The organism is Hymenobacter guriensis, assembly GCF_015773195.1.
GTDB lineage: Bacteria > Bacteroidota > Bacteroidia > Cytophagales > Hymenobacteraceae > Hymenobacter > Hymenobacter guriensis.
On record NZ_JADWYK010000005.1, the window covers coordinates 1 to 18,130 of the forward strand.

Here is an 18,130-nt window from a genome sequence, read left to right on the forward strand (position 1 = left end):
TAGTCCGTAGGGGAATCGAACCCCTGTTGGTAGAATGAAAATCTACTGTCCTAACCCCTAGACGAACGGACCAGATAATGTGGCCATTTCCGTTTTGATGGTGCAAAGATAGGAGGCGAAACATTGAGCGCAATACCCTGTTAAGAGAAAAGTGCTGAAAAGGGCAAAAGCAACTGATTTTCAGCCCTGAATTTTTTCACAGGGTCATCCAAAAGCCGGATTTTTGGCCGATAACAATACTGCCGGCGAAAATTCGCCGCTGCTTAGAAAGATCCGGCGGGAATTGATTTGGCGAAGTTACCCCGGCCCTGTACCTTCGCTCCGCGTTTGCACCAGGCCCCGCGTGGGGGCCGTTAACCCCATTCCTTTTATACCATGGCAAAAATTAAAGTCGCCATCAACGGCTTCGGCCGCATCGGCCGCCTGACGTTCAAGTCGTTGCTGGGCCGCGACAACGTAGAAGTAGTGGCCATCAATGACCTGACCGACAACAAGACGCTGGCGCACCTGCTCAAGTACGACTCCGTGCACGGCCGCTTCGATGGCACCGTAAGCTACGACGAGGAAAGCCTGACCGTAAACGGCCAGCGCATTCACGCCCTGGCGGAACGCGACCCCAAGCTGTTGCCCTGGGGCGACATGGGCATCGACGTGGTGCTGGAATCTACCGGCCGCTTCGTGGATGAAGCTGGCGCAGGTCAGCACATCACCGCTGGTGCCAAGAAAGTGGTGATTTCGGCTCCGGCTACCGGCAACATCCCCACGGTTGTGCTCGGCGTAAACGAAGACATCCTCACCGGTGACGAAACCATCATCAGCAACGCCAGCTGCACCACCAACTGCCTGGCTCCGATGGCGAAGGTGCTCGATGAGGCATTCGGTATTGAGAAGGGCTACATCACCACGGTGCATGCCTACACCTCCGACCAGAACCTGCAGGATGCGCCGCACAAAGATCTGCGCCGTGCCCGCGCTGCTGCCTACAGCATCATCCCTACCAGCACTGGTGCTGCCAAAGCCGTAGGCTTGGTGCTGCCCACGCTGAAAGGCAAGCTCGACGGCCTAGCCATGCGCGTGCCCGTGCCGGATGGCTCGATGACCGACCTGACCGTGATTCTGAAGCAGGAGGTAACGAAAGACCAGATCAACGCTGCGCTGAAAGCGGCCTCCGAAGGCTCGATGAAAGGCATCATTGAATACACCACCGACCCCATCGTAAGCATCGACATCGTTGGCAACAAGCACAGCTGCATCTTCGATTCGGAGCTGACCTCAGCCAGCGGCACGTTGGCGAAGGTGATTGGCTGGTACGACAACGAAACCGGCTACAGCACCCGCACCGCTGATCTGATTCAGCAGCTGGGGGAGAAAATGAACGGCTAATCCAACTGGCATGCCGTATGGAAGGAAAGCCCGGCCGATTTCGGTCGGGCTTTTCTGTGCTCGGCCGCGTACCTTGCGCCGCCATTCCCTGTTGATTCTCTGCCGGAGTATGCCCGCCGACCTGCGTATTTGCTTTTTACTGAACCCTACGTCGGGCACCAACCGACGGCTGGATCTGCCCGCGCTGCTAAGCCAGCATTTGGATGCGAACCTGGTAAGCTATGAAGTGGAGGAAACGCAGTACGCCGGCCACGCCGTGGAACTGGCCCGGGCTGCCGCGGCCCGGGGCTGCCGGGTAGTGGTAGCGGTGGGCGGAGACGGTACCGTAAATGAAGTTGCCCGGGGCCTGCTGGGCACACAGGCCGCGCTGGGCATTTTGCCGCGGGGCTCCGGCAACGGGCTGGCCCGCCACCTTAAAATACCCATGGAAATAGGGGCGGCCATCAAGCACCTGAACCAGCCCACGTTTCAGCGCATCGACGTAGGCACCATCAACGGCCGGGAGTTTTTCTGCACGGCCGGCCTGGGCTTCGATGCGCACGTGAGCAAGTGCTTTGCCGAGGCCGGTACGCGGGGGCTGAGTACCTACGCCCAGGTGGCCCTGCGCGAGTACCGCCGCTTCCGGCCCGTGCCCATCACCGTGGAGCTGGCTGATACCACCCTGGAAACGAACTGCTACGTGCTGGCCTTTGCCAACGCCGCCCAGTACGGCAACAACGCCTACATTGCGCCCCGCGCCAACATTCAGGATGGCCTGCTCGATTTGTGTTTGATTGATTCCATGTCGGTAGTGCGGGCGGTGCGGGTGGCGCTGTCCCTGGCCCTCGGCGACCTGCCCGAGTCCGGGGCGGCGGTGTTTCACACGGCCCGGCAGGTACGGGTGGAAGCTGCCAAGCCGCTGGGTTTCCACGTGGATGGCGACTACGTGGGCACGAGTACGCAGTTCAGCGTAGAATTGCACCCGCTGGCCCTGGAAGTGGCGGTATAAAGGGCTGACTGGTATAGCGAAAATCAGAAACCCATTCTGGGGTTGCCCCAAGCCTTCAGAAGCTATTCAAGCAACCTCTTAGCAAAACCGCCATTTAACCAGAAAACAAGTCAACCATTTACCTGCATGAAATCCGATAAGAACCGCCGCGAAGGCGTGGTGTATTCCACCAATCCTGATTTTGAGTACCAGCACGACGGCGTCGAGGAAACGGCCACAGTGCCGCCGCAACAGCAAAACCTGCGCGTGCAGCTCGATAAGAAGTCCCGGGGCGGTAAGCAGGTCACGCTCGTTACCGGTTTCGTGGGCCAGGATGCCGACCTGCAAACTCTTGGCAAGCTGCTCAAGACCAAGTGCGCCGTGGGCGGCAATGCCAAAGACGGTGAAATCATCATCCAGGGTGACTTCCGCGACAAGGTTATGGCCGTGTTGCTGGCAGCCGGCTACAAAGCCAAGAAAACCGGCGGCTAAGTCAGGCGAAGGCACTAGCCGGGAATTGAGGTAAGTAGCCCAGCTGTCTGGGGTTACGTATGTGAGTAACCTTTGCCCGGCTTTGCCCTTCACCTCTGCGTTTTTACTATGCCCGCCCCCGAACCCACAACCATTCATGCTCTGGCCGAAAACGGCGTACTTGAAGCGGTGCTATGGCTGAAGCTGAGCGTGGAAACCATTGGGGCCGTCATCATCGCGCTGGGGATTTTTGGCGCTGGCTGGCTTTTCCTGAAGGCCCTGCTGCGCCGGCAAACCGCCGATTTTACGGCCATTCGCCTGACCCTGGCCCGCTACCTGGCCCTGGCTTTGGAGTTTCAGCTGGGGGCCGATATTCTTTCCACCGCCATAGCGCCCAGTTGGGAGCAGATTGGCAAGCTCGGGGCCATTGCCGTCATTCGAACGGCACTCAACTTTTTCCTGTCCAGAGAAATGAAGGAAGAAAAGCACGATTCCTCCGAGCAGCACGTGACGGCCAAAGCAGCCGGGGCCAGTTCACTTCCAAGCATAGAGGGCTAAGGCTGCCCTAGCCATGCAGCAGAAAGTTTCGGGCCCTTACCACATCCTCCGGCGTATCGATGCCCAGCGTGGCTTCCGCCGTTTCGGCCGTGCGGATGCGGTAGCCGTGCTCCAGCCAGCGCAGCTGCTCCAGGCTTTCGGCCAGCTCCAGGGCCGAGGGCGGCAGCTGGGTTAGCTCCTGCAGCACGGCGGGGCGGTAGGCGTAGAGGCCAATGTGGCGCAGGTAGCGGTGCTGCTCCAGCCACTCCCAGTTGGGATGCTGGCGCTGGTAGGGCAGGGGGTGACGGCTGAAGTACAGGGCCTCCTGCTTCGTGTTCAGCACCACTTTGGGTAGGTGCGGACTAAACAGCTCATCTTCGCTGATGACGGGCTTCACCAGTGTGGCAATCTGCGTATCGGTATCCGCAAACAAGTCCAGCAGCGCATTGATCTGGGCCGGCTGAATGAACGGCTCGTCGCCCTGTATATTCACCACGCAATCAGCTGAAAGCCCCAACTGCTGGTAGGCCTCCCACACCCGGTCGGTGCCGCTGGGGTGAGTGGACGACGTTAGAACGGCCTCGCCGCCGAAGCTGCGCACGTGGGTTAGAATCCGCTCATCGTCGGTGGCTACTACCACGCGGCCTAGGCGGGCCTGCCGGGCCTGGGCCACCACGCGCTGAATCATGGACTGGCCGCCCAGGTCTACGAGGGGTTTGCCGGGCAGGCGGGTGGAGGCATAGCGGGCCGGAATGATACCGATGGCGGAGAGCATAGCGAAAAGCTGAAAAGGTAGGCTGTAAAGGTAGCGGAACGAGGCCGGCCAGCAGCCGAAAAGAGGGCTTAGTGTCAGGTAGAAAGCTGTTTTCGAGTTGCCATTGTGGTACTTGGGGAGGATAATTTTTTATCTTTCGGCACTAATTATGCAAAGAGGCCGCCCGCGTCGTTTTCGATTAGCTTTTCTGGTCTCTGCTTTCTGTTGCTTCATGATTCGCTTTCGTTTCTCTCTTGTTGCCTTGTTATGCGCCGGTGGGCTGGCGCAGGCCGCCCCGGTCAGCCCCGCCCCACCCGATTCCATTGGAGTCGAATACCGCAACAACACGGCCCTGATCCGGCACCGCGTGGCCCCCGGCGAAACACTGTACGGTCTGGCTCGACGCTATAAGGTGGCCGTCGATGCTATTGTGGAAGCCAACCCGAAAGTGAAAGGCGCCCTGATTTCGGGACAGGTGGTACTGGTGCCCCGCACCCGGGTGCTGCTCACGCCAGCTACCACAGCCAGCCGGGGTACTAGCCCGGCCCGGACAACCGAGCCTGCTGCGGCCTCCAGCTCGGCGGCGCTGGCGCTGCCCCGCGATGCGCAGGGCAACCGGGTGTACGTGGTGAAGCCCGGTCAGACGCTCTATGCTATTGCCCAGCGCTTTGGCATTAACTCTAACGCGCTGCTGCGCCAAAACCGCCTGCCGGCTGGCGGTCGGGTGCTGGTGGGCCAGAAGCTGATTATCGTACCCGCTGGTGGAGCTGCTTCGGCCGGAACCGATACAAAGGCGGCGCCCATGCGCAAGCCTGCCCCGGCTTCGGTGCCGACTCCCGAGCCCGTAGAGGCCGTGGCTGCCGCTCCATCCCGCCCGGTGCCTGCTAAAGAAACGCCGACGCCGCGGGAAGAACCCCGCCCGGCCCCGCCCAAAGAAACGCCCAGAGAAACTGCCAAGGAGGAAGAGGCCGATGAGAAGGCCGACGAAAACCGGGGCCCGGCCCGTGCCAGTGAGGTAGTCAAGCGCGTGACGGAAAGCGGCCTGGCAGCCGTCATTCCCAACAATACCACCGTAAAATACCTGGCCCTGCACAAAACCGCCCCGGTAGGCAGCATCGTGGAAGTGCGCAACATTATGAACAACGTGTCGGTGTTCGTGCGCGTGATTGGCGTGCTGCCTGACACCGGTGAGAACAGCAACATCCTCATTCGCCTCTCGCCCCGTGCCGTGCAGATGCTGGGCACCCCCGACCAGCGCTTCCGCGTGGAAACTTCCTACCTGCCGTAAAGGGTAATAAGGGGTAACAGGTAACACGTAACACGTCCCAATGACACCTATTTACCTGTCACCTGTCCTCATTAGCCCGAATTTATGAATCATGCCCAGGTGCGCGTCCTGCTAGAGGATCAGTACCGGCGCTACGACCAGCCGGTCTTTATTGCGCCCGACCCCATCAGCATTCCGCACCAATTCAGTGCGCGAGCCGATGTTGAAATCAGTGGGCTGTTTGCGGCGCTGCTAGCCTGGGGAAGGCGTCCCACCATCATCAGCAAATGCCGGGAGCTAATGCGCCGTATGGATGATGCGCCCCACCAGTTTGTGCTGGACCATTCCGATGACGACCTCAAAAAGCTGTTGGGCTTCTGCCACCGCACGTTCTGCGACACCGACCTGCTGTATTTTGTGCACTGGCTGCGCTGGTACTACCGGCAACACGCCACGCTGGAGGATGCGTTTCTGCAAGGCAGTACGCAGAAAGAGCGGCTTGAAAACTTTCATGCCCTGTTTTTCTCCTTAGAGGATGCTCCGCAGCGCACCCGCAAGCACGTGGCTACTCCGGCGCGGGGTTCAGCCTGCAAGCGCGTGAACATGTACCTGCGCTGGATGGTGCGGCCCGACGAATACGGCGTGGACTTCGGCCTCTGGACGCGCCTGCCCGCCGCCGACCTGATCTGCCCCATTGATGTGCACGTGGAGCGCGTGGCCCGCAGCCTGGGTTTGCTCCAGCGCCAGCAGGTCGATTGGCTGGCCGCTGAGGAACTGACGGCCAACCTCCGGCAGTTTGACGCGCAGGACCCGGTGAAATACGACTTTGCCTTGTTCGGGCTGGGCGTGGCGGGCGAACGGTAGCAAGCTACTCAACCATATTAGCAAGGAACTTTATAGTGGGTATAAAACCGCAAGGCCGTCTGTTCTTTCTGAACAGACGGCCTTGCAATTCAGAAAGCCCTTGATATTAAGGAGCCAGGCAGCTAGTTTATGAACTTGAGGTGGAGTGCCTCAGTCACTTGCTCGGCAGGGATAGCGAAGCCAATACCTTCAATTCCACGACCTACCAATTTGGCATTAACAATGCCCAGGAGTTGGCCCGTCCGTGCCACGAGTGCACCTCCGCTGTTGCCCCCATTGATGCTCACATCAGTTTGCAGAAAGGAGCGGCCATCTACCTTGCGTCGGCCACTTATAATACCCTTGGTTACCGTCTGACCTAATTCTTTATCAGCAGGCGTGCCGATAGCAAATACGTCTGCACCTATTTCGCTCAGACTGGTGGTTGGCAACTGGAAAGCAGTAAGTCCTTCTGCATCGATCTTGAGCAGAGCCAAATCCATTTCAGGATTGAGGCGAACAACCTTTGCTTTCGAGCTCATACCATCCGCGAGTTGAATTTTTACTTCTTCCTGGTCTTCAACTACATGAGCGTTAGTCACTATATAGCCATCCGGAGAAATAACGCAGCCACTTCCGTGACCGTCTTTGGTTTCTACAATAACCACACATCGTGCAGCGGTGCTTAGCCCCTTATCCGCCGCCATTGGCGTGCCGCGGCGCATGGAAATAGGTGCCTGCACAGCATCGGAGTCACCCTTGCCACCGGCTGGTTTGGTTAGGGCCTCCGTAACTTGCGGATTGGCAAAGAACGTGTAGAAGGAATTCTCAAATGCATCTTCGAAAGCAGCGCTGCCGCCCTGTTCAAATTTAATACTGGAACCAGCTGTCTTTTGCTCTACCACCGTTTGTCGGTTTTGGTTGAGCAGCTTCCAGGTTACTTCAACTGTGCAGCGCGTTTCGAAATGAGCTGATTTGTAGGGGGATGAGGCATGGACGTTGTATTTAACGTCGCGCATTTCGCCCTGCAGCGTGTAGCGAGAGTTGAGGCCAGCCGAGAAAATGCTTTTGGTTTCAGCATCGGGCACGGTGTAGCCGATATCTTTAAGTGACCCATTGACGGAAGATTTCAGGTGCTCAGCATCGGTGTCGAGGGACTTCCCGAAATAGAGGATTTCCTGGGGTTCGCCCTGCACGAAGAGGTTGCCCATCTTGTCGCCGCCTTTGATGCGCACATTCATGAGGGTGCACTGAACAGATTGGCTGCCGGCCACTGCTTTGGGCATCTGGGGCATTGTTGCCTGAAGCTCCTTCTTATCGAGGCGGGAGTTGGCGCCAGTAGCATAGTCCGTAAGCAAGCCAAAGAGTCCTCCCACCATCAGCAGTAAGCCGGTCTGGCCGGTATACTCGGTGTCACCGTTGGAGTTGGTAGAAAAAGAAAGACCCTTAGCCGTACCATAAATAAGGGGCACGTAGTTCAAGTAAGTCAGGCCCGTGGTTTTATCCGGATACAAAACCTGCGAATATTCTTTGTAGCCGTCGTGTTTGACCTTCACTTCGGAGCTCCGCTTACGCGGCACCCGTATGCTTACGGTGTTGGATTGACCGGCTACTGGCTTGGCTTCAACAGGTTTGTCGTTGATATAATACGTACTTCCAGAAGGGGCACCCACCAACCGTACTGATTGCCGGGAGCCGGAAAGCATGGTGGCGCAGCTAGGTAGCAGCAAAGAGCCCAGCAGCAAACTACTGATAACCCGAGTAGAGGTTTTTTTCATAAAATGATGAAAGAGAAATGAGAAGAAAACAGGTACACGTATGCTGCTGGCTTCCGTCACCGGTAGCATAGGAGGCCACGGAATTGCAATGGCCCAAACAAAAGAAAAGAGAAACCGGCTAGTAGCGGCACCCTGGCCACGTTGGTGGTTTAGGCAGTATAATAGGCTGGTAATAAGAAGATTATTGTGGCATTTTTAGTATATCCTTATGAAGTGGTATAGATAAAAATACTAGCAGGAACGTTTGGCCTAATCAACTGCTGGGAGTGGGAGATTGTACATTCGTAGTTTTCAAAAGTAGGTAGCTTTGGGCGTAGAAAAAAGCGTCAGCCTTCCATTAATTCAATTTTAAGTTTGGCTCTTACGTTCCGGCAAACAGAATTTGATGCTATACTAACTCACTTGAATCTTTCCCCCGAGGAATGCTGTTTACTTTCGCATCCTCTTCCGATTCCCGCTTACTTCGTTTCGCCTTTCTGATTTGATTCTTCCCAACAATTTCGAGCAAAAAATTGGCTTCACGCAGCTGCGTGAAATGCTGGACGGCCTCTGCCTGAGCGCCCTGGGCCGCCAGTTTGTGGCCAAAATGAGCTTCCAGACCAACGCCGAGCAGCTCCAGAAGCTGCTGCTGCAGACCGATGAGTTCCGCCAGCTTCTCAATAGCGGCGCCGACTTTCCCAGCCAGCACTACCACGATGTGAACCCGCATCTGGTGCGCGCCTCTTTGCCCGGTGCTTACCTGGACGTGCCCGCCTTCTTCGCCGTCAAAATGTCGTTGCGCACCATTCGCGCGGCGCTGGTTTTCTTTACCCAGGCCGAAGAGGCGCTGTATCCCACGCTGCGCCTGCTGGGCATTGGCGTACAGGTGGACCGCAATCTGCTGGCCGCCCTTGACAAAGTGGTGGACGACGAAGGGCAGGTGCGCGACGACGCCTCCCCGCTGCTGCGCCAAATCCGCCAGGAACTCATCAACCGCCAGGGCCTGCTGCGCAAGCAGATTGCCGGCATTCTGCGCCACGCCCGCCAGGAAGGCTGGGTGCCCGAGGGCTCCGAGCCCACCATCCGCGGTGGGCGCCTGGTGCTGCCTGTCATTGCCGAGCACAAGCGCCGCGTGAAGGGCCTGATCCACGACGAGTCGGCCTCGGGGCAGACGGTGTTTATCGAGCCGGAAGCGGTGTTTGAGCTCAACAACGACATCAAGGACCTCGAAAATGCCTTCCAGCGGGAGCTGGTGCGCATTCTCACGGCCCTCACCGACCAGCTGCGCCCTCACATTCCGGATTTGCGCAAAGCCTATCAGTACCTGGGTTTGCTCGACTTCATCCGGGCCAAGGCGCGGCTGGCGCGTGAGCTAGAGGCCACCCTGCCCACGCTCAGCTCCCGGCCCCTGGCGCACTGGAAGCAGGTGCGGCACCCGCTGCTGTTCCTGACGTTCAAAGAGCAGGCAAAAGAAACGCCCCGCGTGGTGGTGCCCCTCGATATTGAGCTCAACCCCGAGCAGCGTATTCTGCTGATTTCGGGTCCGAATGCCGGGGGTAAGTCGGTGGCTATGAAGACGGTAGGGCTGGTGCAGTACATGCTGCAGTGCGGCCTGCTCATTCCGGCCGGGGAAACCTCCGAAGCGGGTATGTTCGATGATATTTTCCTGGATATCGGCGACGAGCAGAGCCTGGAAAACGACTTGAGCACGTACTCCTCGCATTTGCTCAGCATGAAGCAGTTTGTGACCCTGGCCGGCAAACGCAGCCTGGTACTCATCGACGAGTTCGGGACGGGTACTGAGCCGGCCCTGGGCGGGGCCATTGCCGAAGCCGTGCTGGAGCAACTCAACCGCGCCCGCGCTTTCGGCGTCATCACCACGCACTATACCAACCTGAAAAACTATGCCGAGCGCACGCCCGGCATTGTGAACGGCGGCATGCGCTACGACCCCGAGCAGCTGCAGCCGCTTTACCGCCTCGAAATCGGGAAGCCTGGCTCTTCGTTCGCCATCGAAATTGCCCGCAAAATCGGTTTGCCCAAGCAGCTGGTAGAGCGCGCTTCGCAGTTGGTGGGCAAGGATAAAATCCGCTACGACCGGCTGCTGGAAGGCCTCGAGAAGGAGAAAACCGAGCTGGAGCAGCGCACCGCCGAAGCCGCCAAGGCGGAGCGCCGCCTGAAGAAAGCCGCCCAGGAATACCAGGACCTCAAGCGCTACCTCGACGAAACCACCCTGGAGGTGCTGCGCGAGGCCAAGCAAAAAGCCAAGCTCCTACTGAAGGATACCAACCAGCAAATCGAAAGCACCATTGCCGATATCCGCCGCTCACAAGCCAACAAAGAGGAAACCAAGCAGGCCCGCGAGAAGCTCGACACCTTCGTGCGCGAAAAGCTCCAAATAGAGCCGCCTAAGCCCCGCGCCACCCGCGAGCTGGCCGAAGCCGGCACCCTCAAGCCCGGCGACAAAGTGGCGTTGATCGGGCAGGAAGGCCACGGCGAGCTGATGAGCGTGAAAGGCAAAACCGCCGAGGTTTCCTTCGGCGGCATGAAAACGCTGGTGAAAGTCAACCAGCTCGAAAAGCTCAGCCGCTCCGAAATTCGGGAGCGGGAAAAGGAAGCCAGCCGCAAGGCTCCGGCCCAATACGCCGGCCTGGGCCTCGATATTACGGGGCGCATGTCGGGCTTCAACACCACCCTGGATTTGCGCGGGGAGCGGGCCGAGGATGCCCTTACCAAGGTAATGGCTTACGTAGACGACGCCGTGATGCTGGGCATTTCGGAAATCAAGATTCTGCACGGCCGCGGCAATGGCGTCCTGCGCCAGATCGTGCGCGACTACCTCCGCAGCCAGCGCACCGTAGCCAGCGTAGCCGACGAGCATGCCGACCGTGGTGGCGACGGCGCGACGGTAGCGGTGCTGAAGTAATTTAGTACGCCAAGTAGGTATATAAAAAGAGCGGCTTCCTCATTGGAAGCCGCTCTTTTTGATGGGTATTAGTGCGGAATTACTGCACTACCACGCGGCTTACCTGCGTAGCCTCGGGCGTTACTACCTGCACCAGGTAGAGGCCAGGGCGCAGGCCAGTGGCATCTACACTTAGGTCTTGGCCGGCGGACAACGGCTTGGTCAAGGTCAGGACTTCGCGGCCGGTGGCGTCGCGCAGGGTGATGGTGGCGGTGCGGGCTTTCGACTGCGCCAGCTTCAGGCTGAAGGAGCCGTGGGCGGGATTGGGGTACACCTGCAGGCCCTGCTGGGTAAGCTTCCCGCCCTTGGTGCCCGTCACCACGAACTGGCAAAGCGGCACTTTCACCGTCTGACCAGCCATACGAGCTGCAAACTCCTGGTAGTACTGGTTGGTAATCAGGTTGTCGTGGATAACGAGCGTGTTTTCGTCGTTGCCATTGGCTGCCGAGTTGCTCCAGTTGTGCGAGCCTACCCACGTGGTGGGGTCCGACTCGGGGGCGCCGGCGTCAACCAGCACGTACTTGTGGTGGAAGATGCCCTCCTGCGTGTACACCTGCGCCCGGTCGCCGAGCAGGGCGGTGAGGCTGGCAAACTGGTCGGGGCCGTCGGTCTTGTTGTCTACCAGTACTTCCGTGCACTCCTTGATGCCGTTGGCTTCCACCCGCTCGCGGATGGCATTCACCAGGTCGGAGCGCGTGATGAGCATGGTGCCGGCGTGGAGGTCGTGGTCGGCGGTGCCGATGGTTTCGAGCAGGCGCGTGTTTACGTTGTCGGAAGGGCTGAAGTATTGCTCCACCTGCCGGCCGCCAATCAGGAAGTGGTGGGGGGTATTATCCTGCTTGTCGGGACCAAACTTACCGGCACCGGGCTTATCGGTGCTGGAGCCGAACATTTCCTCAAACTCAATCTGGTAGGTGCGGGCCAGGGTCTGGTCCTGTACAATCACGGCCGAGTTGGGGTCGGTGTTCATCTGGCCGCCGGTCAGGTTCATCGAGCCCGTCCACACAATGGCTTTGTTGGGGTTTTCATCCTCCGCATCAAAGATCAGGAACTTGTTGTGCATGATATTGCGGGCCGTATTGCGGCCCAGCTTACCAATGCCGGCGTTGAGCGCCAGAATGCCTTCGGGAGCCACGCCGCTTTCCGTGTTGTACACCACGCGCACCCGCACCCCCCGGGCAAATGCCGCGTTCAGCGCCTCCGGAATGTTCTTGATGCCGGTCATATTGAAGCTGTAGGCGGCCAGGTCGATGGTTTTGCGGGCCCGCTCAATGTACTTGATAAGTGTGTCGTCGTTGGCAAAGCTCAGCATCTGAGCGGCGTTGCCGGGTAGCGCCTTGGTTACGTCTACCGAGCGGTTGAAGTAGACTTTGATGTCGCCAGTGGAGTTCGAAACCGTAGCCATAGGCACGATGCCGGAGGTAGTAGTGCCTACCGCGTTGGTCGAGGAAACCCGCACGTAGTAGATGCGGCCTGCTTCCAGATTCGTGAGGTCAGTGCTGTGCGTGGTGGTAGCCGTGGTGGTTTCTACCTGCTTGCCCAAGGTCGGGGTCAGGCCGTATTCCACCTTCGTGGTGCCGGGGTTTTCGGTGCTGAATACTACCGTGAAGCCGGTTTTCGTCAGGCTGGTGGCCATCGGCTGGGCCGTGAGGTTGGGCGTGCCGCCCAGCCGGAAGTCGGCGTAGAGGCGGGGCAGCAGCTGGTAGCCCCCCGAGCCCGACGACGTAAACTGGCTCATGATGCCGATAATATCGAACTGGCCAGCCGGGGCGGGCTTGCCCACGATGCCGGTAACGCCGGTAGAGGCGTTGTTGGTGCGGAACGCCAGGCTGGTCTGGCCGTTGAGGCGGTAGTTGGTATTGCCGCCAAAGGTGGCAAAGGCCGCGCCCGTCGACGTCTGTACGCTGCTGTTGCCATCAATGCGCACCAGCCGCGACTCGTAAGCCTCGGCAAAAACTGTGGAAGCCTGGGCGGCCGAAACCGTCACGGGCGTTACGGTTTTGCCCGAAGCCAGCTTTTCTACCGACGTAACGGGGTCCATTTCCAGCAGGCCGTTGTAGTCCTTCAGCGTGCCCGTTATTTCGATACTGTCGCCGGGCACCAAGGTATTGAAACCCGCGGCCGAAGCTGAGTACGCGGCCAGTCCGGCTTCCTTGTCCTGCAGGTAGCGGATAACGCCGAGCTCCGGACCGTTGGTGACGATGCCGCGCACCGTCACGGTTTTGCCGGCGCCGCCCGCGCGGGCTTCAGCAATGGTACTCACGCTTTGGGCCAGCAGGGGCTGCGAAGCCAACCCGCCGCACAAGAGCGCCAGAAGAGTAAATTTTTTCATGAAAGCGGAAAAAGTGTGCAGAAGAATCCGGATTGAAAATCAGGCTTCAAATATCCACACTTTCCGCCAAACTCCCGTCAGGCTGAACGCGTTGTCGGATAAAGAATTTGTTATATTCCTTCGGCGGGCTTCAGCGCCAGGCAAGCAGTTACCGACGAATAGCAGTAATATTCGAGCTCATGAATACAATTGCGCAGGCATATAGCAGTTGCCTGCTGGCCCGCACTGTCTACAGGATATTCACCTCCGGATGAAGCTCCACGCCAAACTTCTCACGCACGGAGGCAATGATTTCGAACGCCAGGTTGCGGATATCCTCGCCCTGCGCTCCGCCGTGGTTGACGAGTACCAGCGCCTGCCGGTCGTGCACGCCGTGGGCCCCCAAGCGGCGCCCCTTCCAGCCGCATTGCTCAATCAGCCAGGCGGCGGGCACCTTCACGCCGCCGGGCACGGGGTAGCCGGGCAGGTCGGCGTAATGCGCTTTCAACTCGCCGTACTTCTGCTGGGAAAGCTCGGGGTTTTTGAAAAACGAGCCGGCGTTGCCAATCTCGGTTGGGTCGGGGAGCTTGCTGCGCCGGATGCTTACTACGGCCTCGCTCACCTGCCGGGGCGTGGGCTCGGGCCCGATGCCCATATCGTCGAGGGTAGTGCGGATGGCCCCGTAGCTGACGTTGGCTTGGTGGCGGCGGCGCAGGCGCAGCACCACGCCCGTCACGATAAACTGGTTTTTCAGCGGCCCTTTAAACACGGATTCGCGGTAGCCAAAGCCGCACTCAGCCTGCGAAAACGTGCGTAACTGCCCGGTCGCAATTTCCAGGGCTTCCAAGTGGTCAAAGGTATCTTTCAACTCGGCCCCGTAGGCTCCTATGTTCTGCAGCGGAGCAGCTCCCACCGTACCCGGAATCAACGACAGGTTTTCGATGCCGCTTAATTCCTGTTCCAGGGTGTACTGCACCAGGCCGTGCCAGCTTTCCCCGGCGCCGGCCCGCACCAGGGCTGTTTCCTCGTCCTGGCTGATGATGTCCAGCCCACTGATTTCATTTTTCAGCACCACACCGTCGAAGTCCCGGGTGAAGAGCAGGTTGGAGCCGCCGCCCAAAATCAGCTTCTGGGCCTGCTGCACCTCGGGCAGGGCCAGCAATGCCCGCAATTCCTCTACCGACCGAAACCGGGCGAGCCACCGGGCCTTTACCTCCAAGCCAAAGGTGTTGTAGGGGCGCAGGGAAACGTTGGGTTCAAGGGTAGGGGCCGGCGTCATAGGGCAGTTCAATAAATAGCTAGGAGGGCAAAGGTAGCCGGTTGGGCGCGAAGGTGCAGCCAAGCAAAAGGCTACCCACACGGGCAGCCTTTTCGGGAATCAATCAGTTGAGAAGGTGTGGACTAACGCACCCGGTAGCCGCGGAGGGCATAATAGAGCAGGTAAGCGTAGCACAAAGCGGGCAGCACGAAAGCCACCCGCAGGCCGCCGCCGTGCGTGGCCACCAGGCCCATAAGGGGCGGAATGATGGCCCCGCCCACAATGGCCATGATGAGGTAGGAGGAACCCTGCTTGGTGAAGCGGCCCAGCCCGGTAATAGCCAGCGGAAACACCACCGGCCAGATAATGGAGTTGCACAAGCCACACAGCACCACAAGCCACAGGGCCGTTTCGCCATGGTTGAGGATGGAGAGCAGCACGAACAACGTGCCCGCCGCACATACGCCCGCCAGCAGCTTGCGGGCGTTGAAGCGGCTCAGCAGCGGAATGCCGATAATACGGCCCACCATCAGACCAAACCAGTAGGAGGCTGTAAGGACAGCACCAACAGCTTTTGTAAAACCAGTCGTTGTATCAATAGGTGCTGGCGACTCTCCAAATAAACGCTGAACAGATTCCCCAATACCATATAAGCCTTGCACCAACCCTTGGGTAAACCCGCTAAGCTGCTGAATATTCTGAGCTTCGCCGTACCGGATGATAAACGAGCCGATGCCTACTTCTACGCCTACGTACGTGAAAATGGCCACTACGCCCAGCAGCAGGTGGCGAAAGTCCAGGGCCGAGCGGCGGCCGGTTTCAGCCGCGGCCTGGGTTGCCTGTGCTTCCTCATCGGCCGGAATGCTTTCAATTTCGGGCAGGCGTACCAGGAAAAACAGCGCGGCCAGCACGGCCAGGAAAAGCGCCAGCCCCAGGTACAGCGGTTTTATAAGCGTGGCTTCCTGGGTAAGGCGCTGCTCCAGCGGCAGCTGTGCCAGCCGGGCTTTCAGCAGGGCCGAGCCCCCAAACAAGATAAGGCCGCCAATGAGGGGCGAGATAGTGCCACCCAGCCCGTTGGCCACGCCCACGATGCTCACCCGGCTGGCGGCGGTGCGGGCCGGACCCAGCACCGAAACGTAGGGGTTGGCCGCTACCTGCAGGAGCGTGACGCCGGCCCCGAGCAGCCCCAGCGCCAGCAGAAACAGCCCGAAGGTGCGGGAGTTAGCGGCCGGCACAAACAGTAGCGCCCCCAGCGCCATCACCAGCAAACCCAGCACAATGCCTCGCTTGAAGCCCAGCTTCTCCAGCACCCGGCCCGCCGGTAACGACATCAGAAAGTAGGCCCCGAAAAAAGCCGACTGCACGGCCGTGGACTGGAAGTCGGTGAGCTGGCACACGTCCTTGAGGTAGGGCATGAGCACATCGTTGAAGTTGGTAACGGCGCCAAACAGGAAGAACAGCGTGGTCATCAGCACCATCGGGCCGACGTAGGACCGGGCCGGCGCGTGGGCAGAGGCGGTAGAAGCAGTAGACGTAACGGGAGCAGGAGCGGCCATGCAGGAGCAGAATTGTAGGTATAAGCCGGCCTGGGAACCAGCTAAGCAATGCTACGGAGTTTTTGGGAGAAGTCGGCCCTAGCTAGCCAGTTTCCAGCCCCGGAGTTGTAAGTACCAGGTGCAGGTCCGGCAGAAGCCTGTTTCCTCATCAATAGGGTTGCCACCTTCGGCATCACGCATAAAGCAGGTGCGTGTGGCGCAATGCGGAAGCCCTTCTGTATGGCCGATTTCGTGGAGAACCACTTTGTAAAATTGCGTGCTCAGGTTGCGCCGCTTCAGTCGGAAGCTGGAAATCACGCAGGCGCGGCCCGGACAGTAACTGAGACCCATAATACCCCAGTCGCGTACGCCATTTTTGGTGGTGCTTATATCCAATTGCGTAAGGCCAACGACAACTGTATCGGACTGATGCTGGCTGACGAGGAAGTGCAGCAATGAATCGGCGCGGTAGCGCTGCCGTGAAGCATAGAAGGCCTGCTTTGGCAATGCAACCGGCTGCCGCTGAAGAACCAGCGGATAGAGTCGCCGAACCTGCTGGGAAACCGAATCCGTGAGACGCGCAGAGAACCCTCGAAAAGGTTGTATAACCAATACTGGTTGAGAATTTGGCAATAGCCCACAGCTACCAAGGACCAGTAAAGAAAGACTCAGCAGTAATATATGGCGCATAACCTTTGGCTGCGCCGATGGCGTCAGTATTGGCAAGGTCAGCAGTATAGAGTCAAGTTACAAAGCTGCTGCACACACAGAGCAAGCAATTCTTACCATCGATATCTACAAACGGCTGCCATTCGGTGCGCTACTTTCCCGACCTTTGCGGCTTCTCCTGCTTTCTTGTGCTTGCTGCTTATGGCCGATAACCGCCGCTCCGCCCCGTTCTTTATGACTGCCACCACCCAGTTTGGGCTGGAAGAAGTACTGGCCCAGGAGCTACGTGACCTGGGCGCGAAGATTGAAAAGGTAGGTACCCGGGCCGTGGAGTTTACCGGCAACAAGCAGTTGCTCTACGAAGCCTGCCTGTGGTGCCGCACCGCCATGCGCATCCTGCGGCCCTTCGCCGACTTTTATGCCCGCGACGAAAAGGCTCTGTACCGCGAAGTGAGCCGCCTTAACTGGCAGGACTACCTCCAGCCCGACCAGACCTTCGCCATCACGGCCGTGGTGAACAAGTCCTCGTTTGAGCACTCCCTGTATGTGGCCCAGCTTACCAAGGATGCCATTGTGGACCAGTTCCGCAACCGCCTCGGGCACCGCCCCAGCGTGGACGTGAAAAACCCCGATATCCGCCTGCACCTGCACATGATTGAAAACGAGGTGGTCCTCAGCCTCGATGCCTCCGGCGAATCCCTGCACAAGCGCGGCTACCGCCAAGGCACCAACGTGGCTCCGCTCAACGAGGCCCTGGCCGCCGGCCTCATTCTGCTCAGCGGCTGGGACGGAAAAAAGCCCTTTATCGACCCCATGTGCGGCTCTGGCACCCTGCTCACCGAGGCCGCCCTCATTGCCCAGCGCATTGCCCCCGGCCTCTACCACCAGGGCAAGTTCGGCTTCGAGAATTGGCCCGACTTCGACGCGGCCCTCTGGGAATCGGTACAGATGGATGCGCGCCAGATGCGCCTGGAAGAGCCCCAGGCCTACCTGGCCGGCTCCGACCTAAGCCGGGAATACATCGAGCTGGCCCGCGAAAACGTGGCCGCCGCCGACCTCGAAGACTTTATCCGGCTGGGCGTGCGCGACGTGAAGGAGGCCAAAGCCCCCGCCAGGGAAGAGGCTGGCATCGTGATGATGAACCCGCCTTACGGGGAAAGAATAGGGGAGGAAGCCGAGATGGAAGCCATCTACAAAACTATTGGCGATACGCTCAAAACCAGCTTCCAGGGCTACGACGCCTACGTGTTTACCGGCAACCTGGAGGCGGCCAAGCGCATCGGCCTGAAAACCTCCCGCCGCATCCCGCTCTACAACGGCCCCATCGACTGCCGCCTGCTCAAGTACGAGCTGTACCAGGGCACGCGGAAGGTGAAATAATGTGCGGAATGTGCTTCTGCACTAAATTGGGGT

At 59.1% G+C, this 18,130-nt stretch carries 14 protein-coding genes and 1 tRNA gene; 8 read left to right on the top strand and 7 right to left on the bottom strand.

From position 1 onward, the window contains the following. Positions 1-72: transfer RNA gene (locus tag I5L79_RS09750), tRNA-Glu, on the bottom strand. Between the two features lie 303 nt (positions 73-375). On the opposite strand from I5L79_RS09750, the gene gap reads away from it, so the two are divergent. From gap to I5L79_RS09770, 4 genes are all read left to right on the top strand, one after another. Beyond that, positions 376-1,383, top strand: a complete 1,008-nt coding sequence (gap, locus tag I5L79_RS09755; RefSeq protein ID WP_196954863.1) for a type I glyceraldehyde-3-phosphate dehydrogenase — start codon at positions 376-378, stop codon at positions 1,381-1,383. 109 nt (positions 1,384-1,492) lie between these two features. Continuing rightward, a complete protein-coding gene (locus tag I5L79_RS09760) occupies positions 1,493-2,371 on the top strand; it encodes a diacylglycerol/lipid kinase family protein (RefSeq protein ID WP_196954864.1) in 879 nt (292 codons plus the stop codon). A 126-nt stretch (positions 2,372-2,497) separates the two neighbouring features. After that, entirely contained in the window at positions 2,498-2,842 is a 345-nt protein-coding gene (locus tag I5L79_RS09765) for a translation initiation factor (RefSeq protein WP_196954865.1), read from the top strand. A 108-nt stretch (positions 2,843-2,950) separates the two neighbouring features. Then, positions 2,951-3,379, top strand: a complete 429-nt coding sequence (locus I5L79_RS09770; protein WP_196954866.1) for a DUF1622 domain-containing protein — start codon at positions 2,951-2,953, stop codon at positions 3,377-3,379. A 7-nt stretch (positions 3,380-3,386) separates the two neighbouring features. Here the strand turns inward: I5L79_RS09770 and kdsB are convergent, their stop codons facing one another. Beyond that, positions 3,387-4,133: a 3-deoxy-manno-octulosonate cytidylyltransferase gene (kdsB, locus tag I5L79_RS09775; RefSeq protein ID WP_196954867.1), complete on the bottom strand. Its 747-nt coding sequence runs from the start codon at positions 4,131-4,133 to the stop codon at positions 3,387-3,389. A 211-nt stretch (positions 4,134-4,344) separates the two neighbouring features. Between kdsB and I5L79_RS09780 the strand changes: the two genes are divergently transcribed. Both I5L79_RS09780 and I5L79_RS09785 read left to right on the top strand, forming a co-directional pair. Then, a complete protein-coding gene (locus I5L79_RS09780; protein ID WP_196954868.1) occupies positions 4,345-5,400 on the top strand; it encodes a DPBB and LysM peptidoglycan-binding domain-containing protein in 1,056 nt (351 codons plus the stop codon). 84 nt (positions 5,401-5,484) lie between these two features. Beyond that, the gene (locus tag I5L79_RS09785) at positions 5,485-6,243 is read left to right on the top strand and encodes a TIGR02757 family protein (RefSeq protein WP_196954869.1); all 759 of its coding nucleotides are present in this window, start codon (positions 5,485-5,487) and stop codon (positions 6,241-6,243) included. A 122-nt stretch (positions 6,244-6,365) separates the two neighbouring features. On the opposite strand, the gene I5L79_RS09790 is transcribed toward I5L79_RS09785, so the two are convergent. After that, on the bottom strand, positions 6,366-8,000 hold the full coding sequence (locus tag I5L79_RS09790) for a S1C family serine protease (protein ID WP_196954870.1): 1,635 nt from the start codon (positions 7,998-8,000) through the stop codon (positions 6,366-6,368). Between the two features lie 481 nt (positions 8,001-8,481). On the opposite strand from I5L79_RS09790, the gene I5L79_RS09795 reads away from it, so the two are divergent. Then, positions 8,482-10,905, top strand: a complete 2,424-nt coding sequence (locus tag I5L79_RS09795) for an endonuclease MutS2 (protein WP_196954871.1) — start codon at positions 8,482-8,484, stop codon at positions 10,903-10,905. Positions 10,906-10,984: 79 nt separating this feature from the next. On the opposite strand, the gene I5L79_RS09800 is transcribed toward I5L79_RS09795, so the two are convergent. The 4 genes from I5L79_RS09800 to I5L79_RS09815 all read right to left on the bottom strand — a co-directional run bounded on the left by I5L79_RS09800 (position 10,985) and on the right by I5L79_RS09815 (position 16,738). Then, the gene (locus tag I5L79_RS09800; protein WP_196954872.1) at positions 10,985-13,276 is read right to left on the bottom strand and encodes a phospholipase D-like domain-containing protein; all 2,292 of its coding nucleotides are present in this window, start codon (positions 13,274-13,276) and stop codon (positions 10,985-10,987) included. A 229-nt stretch (positions 13,277-13,505) separates the two neighbouring features. After that, the gene (gene murB, locus I5L79_RS09805) at positions 13,506-14,534 is read right to left on the bottom strand and encodes a UDP-N-acetylmuramate dehydrogenase (RefSeq protein WP_196954873.1); all 1,029 of its coding nucleotides are present in this window, start codon (positions 14,532-14,534) and stop codon (positions 13,506-13,508) included. 122 nt (positions 14,535-14,656) lie between these two features. Continuing rightward, positions 14,657-16,069, bottom strand: a complete 1,413-nt coding sequence (locus I5L79_RS09810; protein WP_196954874.1) for a sugar MFS transporter — start codon at positions 16,067-16,069, stop codon at positions 14,657-14,659. A gap of 78 nt (positions 16,070-16,147) precedes the next feature. Further along, a complete protein-coding gene (locus I5L79_RS09815) occupies positions 16,148-16,738 on the bottom strand; it encodes a hypothetical protein (protein WP_196954875.1) in 591 nt (196 codons plus the stop codon). A 180-nt stretch (positions 16,739-16,918) separates the two neighbouring features. Here I5L79_RS09815 and I5L79_RS09820 point away from each other — a divergent pair, with 180 nt between their 5' ends. Beyond that, positions 16,919-18,097: a THUMP domain-containing class I SAM-dependent RNA methyltransferase gene (locus I5L79_RS09820; RefSeq protein ID WP_196954876.1), complete on the top strand. Its 1,179-nt coding sequence runs from the start codon at positions 16,919-16,921 to the stop codon at positions 18,095-18,097. Positions 18,098-18,130: the final 33 nt, after the last annotated feature.